The following is a 15276-nucleotide window of genomic DNA, read 5'->3' as shown; positions in this document are numbered from 1 at the left end:
TCACTCTATTACCATATTGTTTATAGTTCTTTATTACATGGGGTGTGCTATAATAAATCTATCGAACAAAGAGTTACCTAATGAATTCGCATAGCGTAGAGGGTTATTCTTGAATCAACAATAACCTTGTACCATATGTGAATTTTTATTTTTTTAAGAGATTTTGCAAGAGATTTTTTGAGAGTAAGAGCACATGTAATAAAATTTAGGTGGTAATTGTATTATGGAAACAGGCACAGTGAAATGGTTTAACGCAGAAAAAGGATTTGGCTTTATCGAGGTTGAGGGCGGTAACGATGTATTCGTACACTTTAGCGCAATCACAGGAGATGGCTTTAAGTCTTTGGACGAAGGTCAACGCGTAGAATTCAATATCGTGGAAGGCCAACGTGGCCCGCAAGCTGAGAATGTTGTAAAACTTTAATATTGAATTTGCTAAACCCGCTCATCATGAGCGGGTTTTTTGTTGTTCTTGGATAGAAGATAATTATTTATTTTACATTCAGGCATTGACATAAATTATGTCGTCTGTCATATTGAAGACATAATTTATGTCAATGAGGTGGTTTGAATGAAACGGCAGGCGCTAAAGCACTCCACAACGGTATTGGAATACTTAGTCATGATTAATGAGCAGTCGTACTCTGGTATCGGTCGTGAGCTTAACATTACACCACAGCAATTTTCGGATTGGATTAAGAACCGCAGACCGATTCCACAGGAACGGTTGCAGGCTCTCGCTGATTATTTTGGAGTCGAAGAAACGGTGCTGATTGATCGTAACCAATATGCAAAACCATTAACTCCTCACGAGAAAATCGAACTTCATATGCTGCTGGTGGACCGAAAGATCGCAGAACTTGAAGCAGAGGAGGCAGACGAGGAGGATATCGAGCCTTATCGGGAGAAAAAAAGGGAGCTTCAGAGAGAGTGGATCGATGAGCTTCGTCTTGCGAGAATTATCGCTATTTTGCAGCAGGAAGATGAACGAATGGATGCCCTTCTTGATCTTGTGTTAGATGAACTTGAAGCCGGAAACGTAGAGAGTCTAAGTGCAAGACTACTAAAGGGGGATGTGTAGGTATGAGCACCAGTATATATGTCGGCCAGGATGGCATGAACTTTCTCGGCAAAAACCAAGACATTCCTTACGATGGAGCCTATGTATTCACAAATCTGCGTAATATAGCAAAAAGAGCAATGGTTATGCCGCCGGAACAACCCGTTGAATGGTGTTCATTGTATGGAAGTGTAACTGTCTCCCAGGTGGGCAAGGAAATGCCCAATGGTGGGATGAACGAAGCTGGTCTTGTCGTGGAACAGACAACATTATGGCAATCTTCGTACCCAGAAGATAAGACTCTTCTCGCGATTGGCGAGCTACCTTGGATTCAGCTAATGCTCGATACTTGCGCATCTGTACAGGAAGTGATTGAAACGGCTTCGAGCGTAAGAATTATTGACCCGATGTCTCGCCTTCATTATATCGTGTGCGATCGTTTGGGAGACTGCGCAATTGTTGAGTTTTTAAATGGGCAGATGAACGTATATCGAGGTGAAACACTACCGGTCGCCATTATAGCGAACACAGCTTATGCCCAGGCGATAAAAGACTTAGAGGATCCGGAAGAATCTTGGCGTGAGAACTATGATGACTATTCTCGAAATTCTATGGAACGCTTTATCAAAGCAGCCGCGTCTGTGGCCCGCCCATTCCCAGTAGGCGTTGAAGAGCAGATAGATTATATGTTTGAAGCGCTGCGAGCTGCCCAGCGAGAGGATACGATTTATAGTCTTGTATACGATGTGGATCGAAAGGAAGTACATTTTCTAACAAATCGGCACCAGCAGAGGACAATAATCTGTTTTGAAGAGTTGGATTTCTCTTTGGATTCCGATGCCAAGGTACTTGATCTGCAACAATCAGACGGAGGATATTGCAATGAACGTTTTGAGGTGTATACCGCGAATATAAACCGTAAAGTAGTCGAATCGTTCTTCAACAATCCTGTATTTACAGAAGCGTTTGGTTGGACGATTACAGAAGAAATGATAACCTTTATGGCCTCATTCCCTGATATGTATCAACGTACACAGAAACGATAAATTCGGATGGAACAAAAATGTATGCGCATTCCTATTCATGCTATAATGGGATTTAATCGTCTTACTATGTTGAATTTTTAAGTACATAATGGGAAATGGGTCAGGAGTGTTGTGGGGATGAGAAGGTATAATATATGGCGTCCAGTGATGTTGATTCTTGTTGCGCTATTAACGAAAAGCTTTGTGTTCAATATTTGTATGGTATTTGGGATGGACTCTGCGTCCGCAGAAAATGCTGGTTTTATTGGTATGATTGTTGCTGCTCTGGTTATGTATACTCGAATGACGAAATCTCGCCGTAAATAAAAAATAGTAGAGACTATAAGATTTATTTTAAGCTCCATGCTCGCCCTATAACACCTTGTGAAGGTGTTTTCTTTTTTATATGCAACTTCATCAATAGACACTGCACAGATGATAGAGTGAAACCAATTCACCGTTTTTATGTAATATATGATATATGTAAACTTTTCGAGGGGTGAGATGAACATGGGAATCTTATCGAGGGTTAAGGATATTATGAAGGTTAATGTTAATGCCTTGTTGGAACGGGCAGAAGATCCAGCGAAGACGATTGATGAATACATGCGGAACTTGAACAGTGATTTGGGTAAAGTCAAAGCGGAGACGGCTTCGGTGATAGCAGATGAGAGAAGAGCGAAGAGAGCGCTGGATGAATGCGGCGCCGAGTTGAAGAAGCTGGAGCGGTATGCCGATAAGGCATTGGCAGAGGAAAATCATGAGGGTGCTCAGAAGTTTCTGGATCGAAAAAAAGCGCAGGAAGAGAAATATGGTGAGTTGCAAGCTGCCTATGATTTAGCTTCCTCAAATGCAGCTACAATGAAACAAATGCAGGTTAAGTTGGTATCGGATATAGGGAAACTAGAAGCACGTCATGCAGAATTAAAAGGGAAGCTGGCAGCTGCCAAAACACAGCAAACATTAAACTCCGACACCTCCACCATGGGTAATGTGAACTCAGCATTTGATGCTATGGAGGAGAAGGCTAATCTTGCATTGGATGAAGCGATCGCTTTAGCTGAGCTTCGAGCAGAAGCGAAGAAAGATGACCTGGATGACCTGATCGCACAATTGGAGAAGGATCAGAATAAGAATACGAATACTGAAGAATAACATTTTCTTTTGTGATTGAGGTGAGCAGATGCCGGTTATCGAATACAAATGTCCAAATTGCGGTAGTGGCATGGTTTTTGACAGTGAAACAGGAACATTATCTTGTCCGAGTTGCGGCAGGAAAGATGATATTGGGAGTATTTCTGACCCGCTGACGACTAATGTTTTTTCTGAGGATGAGGCGAAGGAATATCATTGCACGAGCTGCGGGGCGGTCATCATGACCGAAGCAGAAACGACTGCAACATCTTGCAGCTTCTGTGGATCAGCGGTTGTTATTGGTGACCGACTCACCGGGAAGCTGGCTCCAGCGAAGGTAATCCCTTTTTCTATTAGTAAAGATGAAGCGATGGCAGCATTCCGAAAATGGTGTAAGAATGGCCTTCTGACGCCTAGTGGGTTTATGACCGCTGATCGAGTGAAAAGTATAACCGGGATTTATGTACCTTTCTGGTTATATGAATTACATAATAAAGTTGAGGTTCAGGCGCACGGAACGAAGGTGAGAACCTACACAAGAGGCGATTATCAGTATACGGAAACGCAGCATTATGATATTTACAGGAAAATTCGTCTGAATTATGTGAAGGTGCCGATTGATGCCTCGGAGAAAATGAACGATAAACTGATGGATAGATTAGAACCATTTCCCTACGATCAGCTAAAAAGCTTTAAAACTCCTTATCTCGCCGGTTATGTTGCGGAAAAGTACAGTTATGACGAGCAAGAGCTGTTTCCGCGGTCAAAAGATAAAATTAGAGGATATATCGAAGCTTATATTTCGTCTGCCGTGTCTGGGTACACAACGGTTAACTACACGAATAAGCAGATTGATACGACAATGAAACAAGCGGAATATGTACTGCTTCCGGTCTGGATTGTACATTATGACTTCAACAAGACAGAGCATATTTTTGCGATGAATGGCCAGACCGGCAAGGTGGTTGGCAAACCTCCGATTAGCAAGGCGAAGGTGGCGGGATGGTTCGCGGCGATTTCTGGTATCTCATTCCTGTCACTGAGGCTAATCTCTTGGATGATGGGAGGCGGATTTTTGTGAGCGTGAGCAGATGCAGAGCGGTACTGACATTGCTGATCTTCCTTGTTGTGTATAGTGTTGCTCCGACAGAAAGGGCGATGGCTGCACCGGAAATAAAGCAGCTTATCTTTGATGAAGCGGGACTGCTTAGCCAGGAAGATCGAGATGAACTGAACGTGATGGCGAATGAATATGGAGCGAAGCGAGAGACGGATTTTATCATCCTTACAGCTGAGAGCGCCCCTAATGACGACGATGAGTTAATGACGGAAAATTTCTACGATGAATATGCACCGGGATATGACAAACCACACGGGAATACCGTGATTCTGACCGTAGTGATTAGTTCTCGAGATGTTGGTTTGCAAGGTTATTATAAGGGCGAGGAGTATCTTGACGGCAGCCGTCTTGATGAGATTCGCAGCCTAATCGCGCCCTATTTATCCAGCGGTGATTATAAGCAAGCTTTTGAGTTATATATCAAAACGGCCTACGAATATATGGGCATGGAGCCAGATATCAATCAGGATATAAATCCTGGAGTCGGCTCAGGCATCCATTCAGGCATCAATCAGAACATAAATCCAGGCGTTAATTCGGGTGTCGATCCGGATAGTATCTTCTTTAACATCTGGTTTCAGCTCGGAGTAGCCATGTTGATTGGAGGAATTGCTGTTTCAGTAATGGCTTATCGCTCTGGGGGCCGTGTTACAGTCAATCGGCATACCTATGAGGATTCAAGCACTTCAGGAATTCTGCAACGGGAAGACCGCTACCTTCGAACAACGGTAACCAAACGGAAGATCGAGCGAAACACAAATGGAGGCTCAGGTGGCGGTAGAGGCGGAGGTATCTCCGGAGGCGGGCATTCACATAGCAGTAGTAGTGGGAAATTTTAGTGGAAGGGATGATAAAGGATGGGATTTTTCAAGAATCAATTTTCGAATGTGGTAGAGTGGGAAGAATTTAGAGATGACATGATCTTCTGGAAGTGGAGTAATCGCGAGATTAAAAAAGGGAGTAAATTGATTATTCGCTCCGGTCAAGACGCGATTTTCGTGAACAACGGTAAGATCGAGGGGATCTTTGAAGACGAAGGGACATATAGTATCGACTCGGATATCATCCCTTTTTTATCAACATTAAAAGGCTTTAAGTTTGGCTTTAACAGCGGGATGCGTGTGGAAGTGTTGTTCGTAAACACTAAGGAATTTACGGTTAGATGGGGGACTCAGAACCCTATTCTTATTCCGACGCCTCAATTACCGGGCGGAATGCCGATTCGGGCGAATGGTACGTTCAATTTTAAAGTGAATGATTACGTTACACTTATTGATAAGGTGGCCGGGATGAAGAATAGCTATCTCGTTGAGGATGTGAAGATCCGGATTACCTCGGTGCTGGATCAGCTGTTAATGAAATGGATTAGCAGAGAAGGCAAGGATATGTTTAATCTGCAGGCGAATGCATCTGAAATTGCGAGAGGTATTCAAGAAGATTTGGATATGCAGGTGATGGACAACGGAATGACGATTACCGGCTTCCAGGTGATGAGTTTCAATTATCCTAAAGAAATTCAGGATATGATTACGAAGACGGCTTCTCATGAAATGATCGGCAATCTGCAGAAGTATCAACAAGTGAGCATGACGGACGGAATCGCATCTGGCAAAGTACAAGGTGGCGGTGCTGCTTCGGACATGGCGGGCATGATGATGGGCATGAACATGGCGAATGAAATGATGAAGAATATGAACCAAAACCAAGCTCAGAATCCTGGTGCGGGATCTCAACAAGCTTCGCCTGCTCCCTCTGCCTCTGAAGGTAAAAAGCCTAATTTCTGTCCGAATTGCGGAGCGAAGAATGAAGGAGCTAACTTTTGTCCGAATTGTGGACAGAAGCTGAATTGAATAGACTAAACACAAAGGAAAAATAAAAGGCTCTGACTTAAAGTCAGAGCCTTTTATATTTTACATGATTCAGAAGATTCGTGATCAAGAAAACCGGACAGCCCGCATATATTTCAAGAGACAAGGTAGATTTAGACACCGTTGCACCATTTTATATATGGCCCTTATACACACGTTGATCATAATCAGCGATAAGTGTTCCTTAAACGTTGCAACGCGATGCAGAAGTAATTGGTTGAAAGTTCCAATTTTTTTGTTGAAAATAGTATTTTTTATGAATATATTGTAAGTAGCACTAATCTATTGATAAAGGAAGTATAAAACCTAGGAGGGTTAACCTGAATGAAAAAAGGGGTCATTTCATTAATTAGTCTAGCATTATCGGTCACGATGCTAGCAGGTTGCGGCAGCAAACCAGAAACAGGGTCAAGTGGTGGTGCTGGTGGCGAAACGCCTAATTTCAAGGTGGGGATGGTTACAGACGCAGGTACGATCGATGACAAGTCTTTTAACCAGGGAACTTACGAGGGTATTCTGAGAGCTGGCAAAGAGTTAAACGTAGAGTATAAATACTTGAAGCCAGCAGGAACGACAGAAGCCCAATATACGATAGAAATCGGAAACCTGTATGATGCCGGCTTTAAATTTATCGTAACACCGGGCTTTAAATTCGAAACGGCAATATTTAAAGCACAGGATAAATATAAGGATGCCAAGTTCGTACTGATCGATGGAGCACCTAATTCCGGGGAGCCGGGAGCTGAGCCCGTGGTTAAGGAAAATTCGGTTGCGATTTTCTATGCAGAGCAAGAAGCAGGTTTTCTGGCTGGTGTAGCAACTGCGCTGCATGTAAAAGAAGGGGAAACTGGATTTATTGGCGGAATGGAGATTCCTCCGGTACAGAAGTTTAACTGGGGATTTCAGCAGGGCTTGAAATATGCTAACGAGAACTTGGATACGAAGGTGATGGTGAAGAAGGAGAACGTTGTATACCAAGGTTCCTTTGATAACGTAGCTGCAGGAAGCCAGTTGGCGGCACAGATGTATGATCGTGGTGTCAATGTAATATTCGCAGCTGCAGGTGGTGTAGGGGTAGGCGCGATCAACGAAGCGAAGACCCGTGTTCAGAATGGGGACGATGTTTGGATCGTTGGCGTTGACGTTGACCAGTATAAGGATGGCATTTATGAGGGAGAAAAGTCGGTTATTCTGACTTCAGCGGTTAAGAAAATTGACCAGTCGGCATTCGATATGATCCAAGCGGAGAAAGAGGGTAAGTTCCCAGGCGGACAGACACTCATCTTCGATGCGAAGAATGACGGTGTCGGCCTTCCGAAGGAAAACCCGAATCTGAGCGAGGACATCCTGAAACAAGTGGATGAAGCGTTCAATAAGATCAAAGCTGGCGAGATTAAGGTAACTGCTGAGCAGGGAGATCTAATTAAGTAATTGAGTCTCGATTAAACTAAAGTATCTTGTGACATAGGGAAGTATACTTGTGCTTCCCCGTCTCATAAAAAAGACGGACGGGAATCCGTCTTTTTTTATGAGACTCTTATGGGCACGTTCCTTTGGTCTTATTGATGTTGAAAGCAGATAAACTGTCCCAAATCGGGACGGAAGAAGGAGAGGACCCATAACCATGGACTATGTTGTCGAGATGGTGGGCATCCGTAAGGAGTTTCCGGGGATTGTGGCGAATGACGACATTACGCTCAGACTGAAAAAAGGGGAAATCCATGCGCTACTTGGTGAAAACGGGGCAGGTAAGTCAACCTTAATGAGCATTTTGTTCGGCATGTATCAACCTGATCGCGGGACGATTAAAGTCAATGGTCGGGAAGTTCGGATTACCAATCCGAATGTGGCGAATAGACTAGGGATCGGAATGGTGCACCAGCATTTTAAATTGGTTGAACCGTTTACGGTCACCGAGAATATTATCCTTGGTAACGAAACACGTAAATGGTGGCGATTGTTTCTGGATGTCGAAACCGCCGCGAAGCGTGTGGAGGAACTATCTAAGAAGTACGGACTCAATGTGGATCCCAATGCCAAAATTGAAGATATTTCGGTTGGCATGCAGCAAAGGGTCGAGATTCTCAAAATGCTGTATCGCGATGCTGAGGTGCTTATTTTTGACGAGCCAACAGCTGTGCTGACACCGCAAGAAATTGAAGAACTTCAGAGCATTATGAGAAACCTAGTCAAAGAAGGAAAATCGATTATCCTTATCACACATAAATTGAAAGAGATCAAAGCGGTTGCGGATCGCTGCACTGTTATCCGTCGTGGTAAAACGATTGGCACTGTGGATGTGGCTGATACGAGTCGAGAGACAATGGCAGAAATGATGGTGGGCCGCAGCGTTTCCTTTAAGGTGGATAAACAGGAGAGCAGCCCAGGTGAGCCGGTTCTCGAAATCGAGTCGCTTACGGTGAAGAATAATAAAAAGATCGATGCACTCAAAGCCTTCACGCTTCAACTGCATGCTGGTGAGATCTTGGGTGTTGCTGGAGTAGACGGAAACGGCCAGACTGAATTAATCGAAGCGATTACTGGTCTTCGACAGGCGGAGAGCGGGACCATACGTTTGAACGGCAAATCGATTACTGGCTTATCTATACGTCAAAGGAATGAGCTTGGAATCGGTCATATTCCTGAAGATCGTCAAAAGAGAGGGCTTGTATTGGATTATACAATTGAAGAGAATTTGATTCTCGAAGTATATAACAAGCCTCCGTACTCGAAGAATGGTCTGCTTCAACCGGTAACGATTCGCAAGCATGCTGAACATATTATTCAGAGCTTCGATGTGCGCTCAGGAACCGGTGGGAAATCGATTGTACGTTCGATGTCTGGAGGTAATCAGCAGAAGGCTATCATCGGGCGTGAAGTAGAACGCGACCCGGATCTGCTCATAGCCGTTCAGCCGACCAGGGGTCTTGATATTGGCTCGATTGAATATATTCACAAGCGTCTCGTCGAACAGCGGGACAAGGGGAAAGCCGTATTGCTGGTATCCCTTGAGCTTGATGAAGTGCTGAACTTGTCAGACCGGATCGCTGTTATCAATAACGGGGAACTGGTGGGTATCGTGAAATCCTCCGAAACGAATGAAAATGAACTCGGTCTGATGATGGCCGGGTATCAGAAGGAGGAGGGTACCGCATGAAAAACAGCGTGAAATCGTTGATTGCCGTCCTGCTCGGACTTGTTGCGGGAGCGTTGCTTATGGTACTGACCGGACATAATCCTGTAGAAGGGTTCAAGTACCTATTCCAAGGAGGACTGAAGAACCCGGAACGGATCGGAAATACGCTGGCGACATCAACGCCGCTTATTCTGACGGGGTTGTCGGTTGCTTTTGCATTCCGTACGGGGTTGTTTAATATCGGTGTAGCGGGGCAGATGCTGTTCGGCGGCTTTTGTGCAACAGCGATCGGACTTACGGTGGATCTTCCGAAGGGATTGCTTTTGCCGCTTATGATCCTAGTCGGATTTATCGGTGGGGCTTTATGGGCGGTTATACCAGGGTTATTGAAAGCGCGATATAACGTGCATGAGGTCGTGTCAACGATCATGATGAACTGGATCGCCTACTGGACGATTTATTATATAGTCCCAGCTTACTTCAAGGGAGAAAGCCTGGAAACAGAATCCCGGCAGCTCCCACCGGAAGCCATGCTTCACCAGCAATGGCTTAGCGATTTATTTCAAGGATCCTATGTTAACCTGGGATTCTTCATCGCAGTTGTGGCTGTGATTGTGGTAGCTTTTCTGATTAACAAAACAACGCTGGGTTATGAGCTGAAGGCGGTAGGATTCAACCGTCATGCTGCGGAATATGCGGGTATCGGGGTAAAACGAAGTATTGTGCTGTCAATGTTCATATCCGGCGGGATCGCTGGACTGGCCGGTGTGGCGCAGTATGCCGGGAATGCGTCCAGTTTGCAGATCGGTATCCTGCCAAGCCAAGGATTTGATGGCATTGCGGTTGCGCTGTTAGGCGCAAATACACCTGTAGGCGTATTTCTGTCCGCTTTATTCTTCGGGATTCTATACTCGGGCAGAGGGTTTATGAATGCCATGACGGAAGTTCCACCAGAGATTGCTGATTCAATCATCGCAATTATTATATATTTTGCGGCAACAAGCATATTGATCGAGCGTGTTATTCGAAAATTGAAGCTGCGTCGTGCGGCTAATAAAAAGCAGGGGGAGTAAGGACATGTGGACAACGATTGAACAGATTTTTCCGTATGCCATCGCTTACACCATCCCGCTTTTGATTACCGCCTTAGGCGCTCTGTTCAGTGAACGAAGCGGGGTCGTGAACATCGGCTTGGATGGACTTATGATTATTGGTTCTTTTATTGGAGCCTTTACCGTCTTTAAAATGCAACAACAATGGCCAAACGAACAATGGGTACTATGGGTTGGACTTATTGCAGCAGCAGTGGCGAGTGCGCTGTTCTCTCTGCTTCATGCTTTTGCGAGTATCAATCTGAGTGCCAATCAGATTATAAGCGGGATGGCGATCAATATGATTGCCGGCGCACTGACCATTTTCTTGGCTCGTAATATTACAGGCAGTGGTCAGATCGACATCACTAGAGGTTTTAACCGTGGTAATATACCATGGCTGTCTGATATACCTGTGATCGGGAAATTGTTCTTCTCAAGCACGTATATTACGACATGGTTAGTGCTTCTGTTACTTGTACTTAGCACGTTGTTGCTATATAAATCACCGTTCGGTTTACGCCTACGGTCTTGCGGCGAGCATCCGCATGCTGCAGAGGCAGCTGGTATTCGGGTTCAGTCCATGCGCTATATCGGTGTTATGATTTCGGGTGCTTTCTCTGGCCTCGGCGGCGCGATTATCCTGCTTACGTACGGCGGAGCCTTTACCGGAAACGTTGCAGGCCTCGGCTTCCTTGCCCTGGCTTCCCTGATTTTTGGACAGTGGCGACCATTTGGTATTTTAGCTGCTACCCTATTTTTCGGCTTTGCTACAACGGTGGCTAACGTATCGCAGGTCATTCCGTCACTTGCCATTTTTCCACCCGTTATCCTAAAGATTTTCCCTTATGTAGCTACTTTGATTGCGTTGGTGATCTTCTCTAAATCATCTAACGCGCCAAAAGCTGCAGGAGAACCATTTGATTCTGGGAAACGATGACGATTCGATTAAAACAAAAAACCTCTGAATTGACTATCCAGTTTTAAACTGGTGTCGTTCAGAGGTTTTTCTCTTGCTTAGAAAGGGTTCAATACATGGAAGAAGACATTCGGCGTAGCCATCCGGTAATAATAGCTGCACCAGCCAACTCCCTTGTTGTTGGAACGGTTGGTCGTACTATATACCAGTCGTTCTTGTTCCAGCTCTTCAATCTTTGGAATTCGTTCCTCGACATAGTCGATAATTCTTAAGGATGCTGTATCCAGACGCGTGATGATACCGCCGTAACGAATATCAATGACCTCCCATCCGAAAGGCTTGAACATCCGGAGCCACTGCGTCCGGTGTGCCGCTCGGAGCTCCTGGACACTCTTCGAAATCTCAGGTAGTACGTTCTTAGCGATTGTTCGGAGTGTATCAATATCTTTCTCATCATAAGCTCGTTTGAGCGCAATGCCGATCTCGCTTTTACGCTTCAACACAGCACTTAACTTTTCAGGCATCTCAAATAAATAATCGAGTTCCGCATTCGGATCACGTCTCGCATGTATACTTTGCTCCAAATTGGCGTAATGGTTCGCCACTTCAAGACCTTCGATTTGTTTGTCAAACAATCCAAGAAGCACATCCTGATAAAGTAAGAACTTTGAAGGGTTACTTTGCTTGGCATTGTTCGGTTCTTGACCAGGAATCTCATCGAGATCTTTTAATTGCAGGAAGGTTTCCATATCAATACCTGTACAGAACTTAACCCGTTCTGCAAGCTGGGCTTGCGTTGGTGGCTGTTCCGAATACGCGTGCTCAGCATAGAGTTGTAAACCAAGCAGGGCGGCAAAAGGATTCCCTTCATTCCCATCGTCTCCCCACATGGTGGCATAGACCTCGCGAATACCTTCTTTTTTGCACACTTGCAGCGCAACATCAGTTGCGTTCAAAGACAATCCATAATTCACACCAAACGTATTAAAGATCCATACTGCGCCCGCAAATACCAAGTTACAGCCGAGTGGTCTGTGATTGGCAATCAATTTCTCATAGTCCTCAGCCTCGATGTGGTTGTAATCCCAATACACCATGTCTACATCTTTAGGAATGCGGCGAGCCATTTCTTCGGGAATGGAAGTTTCTTTGTTGTAATAATCCTCACCGTTGCCTGAAGCAAGCTTCAGGAACATGTCACTCCACATCATCGGTTTTAAACCGCGGCTGCGGACGACTTCAAGCACTTTATCCAAATGCGAGATCATGATATTAAAACGCGTATCGTATCCGTTTTTGTCTAGATATTTACCCCGTCCAAGTTCTTCGGCTTCATCCATGCCGATATGGATTTTTTTACTACGAAATGGCGCGCTTGCTGCATCAATCATTCTCTCGATCAGAGAATTTGTCTGCTCACTTCCGACGAGTAGAGCCCCTTTGGTATCCTTGTAATGTCTGACCGGTTCCCATTTCAGGAACTCTTCCAGATGGGCAAGGGTTTGGATGCTTGGGAAGGCCTCAATTCCGAATTGATCTGCATAATCGTCAATTTCTTTCAGTTCTTCGTGTGTGTAACGTCCTCGCATGTATCCGAAGTAAGGCTCTCCTTCGATTTCGTATGTATCCTCCATATATAGCATGACGGTATTCATGCCCATTAAAGCCATTTTGTTCAGCATTAATTTAAAGCTGTCTACCGTAAGTACAGCATTGCGAGATAAGTCGAACATCGGTCCAATGTCATCAAACTGCTGTTTCTCTTGAATATGAAATTGGTCGCTCGTGCGGCTATGTTGAATAAGTAGTCCAAGTCCCCGGAAGAACTGATGCTTTTTCCCGTAACGAATATAGGCGCGGCTGTCCTCCAGACCGACCTCCAGATCTCCTTCTGATGCTTCGACTTGAACTGGAATTCCGGCCTCGCTCAAATCTACTTGGACCTCATCTAACAAAGACTGAATACCGGGCATCAGATCCGAAACTCGACCCTCGAAATGCAGTTTCATTTGAATATCCCCTTTGCATGTATGATGTTGTGAAACCATAAACATTATATCATTATAATGTTTAATGTTATTGGAATCTCTTGGGGAAATCAATCATTAGTTTAGTCACCGTGATACTTCTTAGTCCATTAACCCAAGAATGAAGAGCCAACCTGAGTTTGTGAAAAACCATTATTGGTTAAATAAAGAGGGCTGAGTCATTTATATAAACTCGTCGGGTTTCAGTAATCTTACGTACTACACAATATCAGACTTACAGAGGAGGAACGTACGATGAGCGATCAATACAAATTTCAGGACCCTGCAGAACAATATCAGAAAGCTACGCCGGAGTTTAAGCAGCAGCAAACGCCTCCAGGTCTCGAGACCGAGATGAAGCCGCGGCCTGATGACGGGTCAGCAACTTACAAAGGCACCGGGCGTTTAGCTGGCCGAAAGGCGATTGTAACCGGGGCGGACAGCGGCATCGGAAGAGCCGTGGCAATTGCTTTTGCTCGGGAAGGTGCAGATGTGGTCCTGTCCTATATGCCGGAAGAGGAGCAAGATGCTAAAGAGGTGGTCAAACTCGTAGAAGAAGCCGGCCGCAAAGCCGTTGCGGTACCAGGTGATCTGAAGGAAGAGAAATACTGTGAGCAGGTCGTCTCGGCTGCTGTGGAGCAGCTTGGCGGCGTGGACATTTTGGCGAACATCGCCGGTATGCAGCAGTATGTGAAGGACATTGCGGACCTTACGACAGAACAATTTGATGCGACATTTAAAACGAATGTATATGCGATGTTCTGGCTCTGCAAAGCAGCCATCAAGCATATGCCTAAAGGTAGCGCCATTATTAATACATCTTCTATTGAGGCATACAGCCCTGAACCAATCCTGCTGGATTACGCAACGACCAAGGCTGCCATCAATACATTCACTAAGGCTCTTGCCCAACAGGTAGCAAGCAAAGGGATACGGGTCAATGCCGTAGCGCCCGGCCCGGTTTGGACAGCTTTACAAATCACCGGCGGTCAGCCGGAAGAGGTGCTGCCAGAATTCGGCGCGGAAACACCGCTCGGCCGTCCAGGACAGCCAGCAGAAATGGCCTCAGCTTATGTGTATCTAGCCAGCCAGGAGTCCAGCTATGTGATTGGCGATACATTGAACGCGAACGGCGGTATGCCGACGCCATAATGGAATCTACAGCGAAAGCGAAAAAAGACCTCCATAGCGAGGTCTTTTTTTTTATGTAAATAACAGAGAAAATTTAGATGCAGATTTTGTGTAACTTTGTTTCATAATTCGAGTTATTTCTTATAAGTAGGAATTTTTGTTGAAAAAGAACATGCCTAAACGCACGGAGGTTGGATATGAAAAGAATATTTATAGTGTTTTTTATTGTATTCATAATGGTCTTGACATCTGCTTGTTCTCAAAGCGAGGAGCATGAAACAATTACAGATCAGCCCAATTCAGATGCTCCTTCTAATTTAACGAATACAGAGGTCAAGATCGATAAAGTCTATACCGATGCCAAGAAAAAAGACGGGTGGTGGGTTGTCCCCCAAGATGCTGAAACATTAACAATCCATGTTGAAGCTCAGCATGCTGACATAGTCCTATTCTGGTCTTCTCCTACAGGTACGGAGACTGGTAAGGAAAGAGAGCTGATCGGTTATGATATCGATGGAGATGATGGTTGGTCCCTTAAATGGGACATCAAGGGTCAATCTTTCCACAACCATATAGGAGTTCAAGTGTTAGGAATAGATGGGAGATCGATGGCCAGTGAGACGTTTAATCTGCATACATTAAGTGAATACGATAACTGATGTGATAAGACGGTCATAGCGATAAAGCGAGTCTTGGGCCTGATCCAGCGGCTCGTTTTTGCTATATGAAAGGACTTCGTAATTTCTGCGTGAATGGACATTAGGA

At 44.9% G+C, this 15276-nt stretch carries 15 protein-coding genes; 14 read left to right on the top strand and 1 reads right to left on the bottom strand.

Annotation, left to right across the window (positions count from 1 at the left end; all coding sequences use genetic code 11):
• Positions 1-223 precede the first annotated feature (223 nt).
• The 12 genes from ACFQV5_RS09055 (at position 224) to ACFQV5_RS09000 (ending at position 11374) form a co-directional block, all read left to right on the top strand.
• Positions 224-424, top strand: coding sequence for a cold-shock protein (locus ACFQV5_RS09055; RefSeq protein ID WP_379245850.1), 201 nt, complete (start codon positions 224-226; stop codon positions 422-424).
• A gap of 147 nt (positions 425-571) precedes the next feature.
• Positions 572-1081 (top strand): helix-turn-helix domain-containing protein, encoded by a 510-nt coding sequence (locus tag ACFQV5_RS09050; RefSeq protein ID WP_379245848.1) that lies wholly within the window; start codon positions 572-574, stop codon positions 1079-1081.
• Between the two features lie 2 nt (positions 1082-1083).
• Positions 1084-2106, top strand: a complete 1023-nt coding sequence (locus ACFQV5_RS09045) for a carcinine hydrolase/isopenicillin-N N-acyltransferase family protein (protein ID WP_379245846.1) — start codon at positions 1084-1086, stop codon at positions 2104-2106.
• 117 nt (positions 2107-2223) lie between these two features.
• Complete coding sequence (locus ACFQV5_RS09040) at positions 2224-2412, top strand: hypothetical protein (RefSeq protein WP_379245844.1); 189 nt, start codon at positions 2224-2226, stop codon at positions 2410-2412.
• 183 nt (positions 2413-2595) lie between these two features.
• The gene (locus ACFQV5_RS09035; RefSeq protein ID WP_379245842.1) at positions 2596-3240 is read left to right on the top strand and encodes a PspA/IM30 family protein; all 645 of its coding nucleotides are present in this window, start codon (positions 2596-2598) and stop codon (positions 3238-3240) included.
• Positions 3241-3268: 28 nt separating this feature from the next.
• Positions 3269-4300 (top strand): TFIIB-type zinc ribbon-containing protein, encoded by a 1032-nt coding sequence (locus ACFQV5_RS09030; protein WP_379245840.1) that lies wholly within the window; start codon positions 3269-3271, stop codon positions 4298-4300.
• Between the two features lie 2 nt (positions 4301-4302).
• Positions 4303-5178: a TPM domain-containing protein gene (locus tag ACFQV5_RS09025; protein ID WP_379246195.1), complete on the top strand. Its 876-nt coding sequence runs from the start codon at positions 4303-4305 to the stop codon at positions 5176-5178.
• Between the two features lie 18 nt (positions 5179-5196).
• Entirely contained in the window at positions 5197-6189 is a 993-nt protein-coding gene (locus tag ACFQV5_RS09020; RefSeq protein ID WP_379245838.1) for an SPFH domain-containing protein, read from the top strand.
• A gap of 342 nt (positions 6190-6531) precedes the next feature.
• On the top strand, positions 6532-7638 hold the full coding sequence (locus tag ACFQV5_RS09015; protein WP_379245836.1) for a BMP family lipoprotein: 1107 nt from the start codon (positions 6532-6534) through the stop codon (positions 7636-7638).
• 193 nt (positions 7639-7831) lie between these two features.
• Entirely contained in the window at positions 7832-9364 is a 1533-nt protein-coding gene (locus ACFQV5_RS09010) for an ABC transporter ATP-binding protein (RefSeq protein ID WP_379245834.1), read from the top strand.
• The gene (locus tag ACFQV5_RS09005) at positions 9361-10416 is read left to right on the top strand and encodes an ABC transporter permease (protein WP_379245832.1); all 1056 of its coding nucleotides are present in this window, start codon (positions 9361-9363) and stop codon (positions 10414-10416) included. Before ACFQV5_RS09010 ends, ACFQV5_RS09005 begins: the two co-directional genes overlap by 4 nt.
• 4 nt (positions 10417-10420) lie before the next feature.
• Positions 10421-11374: an ABC transporter permease gene (locus tag ACFQV5_RS09000; RefSeq protein WP_379245830.1), complete on the top strand. Its 954-nt coding sequence runs from the start codon at positions 10421-10423 to the stop codon at positions 11372-11374.
• Positions 11375-11451: 77 nt separating this feature from the next.
• On the opposite strand, the gene ACFQV5_RS08995 is transcribed toward ACFQV5_RS09000, so the two are convergent.
• Positions 11452-13362 carry a beta-N-acetylhexosaminidase gene (locus ACFQV5_RS08995; RefSeq protein ID WP_379245828.1) on the bottom strand — a complete coding sequence of 637 codons (1911 nt, stop codon included), beginning with the start codon at positions 13360-13362 and terminating at the stop codon, positions 11452-11454.
• A 273-nt stretch (positions 13363-13635) separates the two neighbouring features.
• On the opposite strand from ACFQV5_RS08995, the gene ACFQV5_RS08990 reads away from it, so the two are divergent.
• On the top strand, positions 13636-14532 hold the full coding sequence (locus ACFQV5_RS08990; protein ID WP_379245826.1) for an SDR family oxidoreductase: 897 nt from the start codon (positions 13636-13638) through the stop codon (positions 14530-14532).
• A gap of 176 nt (positions 14533-14708) precedes the next feature.
• Positions 14709-15170 carry a hypothetical protein gene (locus ACFQV5_RS08985; RefSeq protein WP_379245824.1) on the top strand — a complete coding sequence of 154 codons (462 nt, stop codon included), beginning with the start codon at positions 14709-14711 and terminating at the stop codon, positions 15168-15170.
• Positions 15171-15276: the final 106 nt, after the last annotated feature.

Source organism: Paenibacillus sp. GCM10028914 (genome assembly GCF_042666275.1).
In the GTDB taxonomy this organism is placed as follows: Bacteria; Bacillota; Bacilli; order Paenibacillales; family Paenibacillaceae; genus Paenibacillus_AQ.
This window is presented reverse-complemented; position numbering and strand designations above follow the sequence as displayed.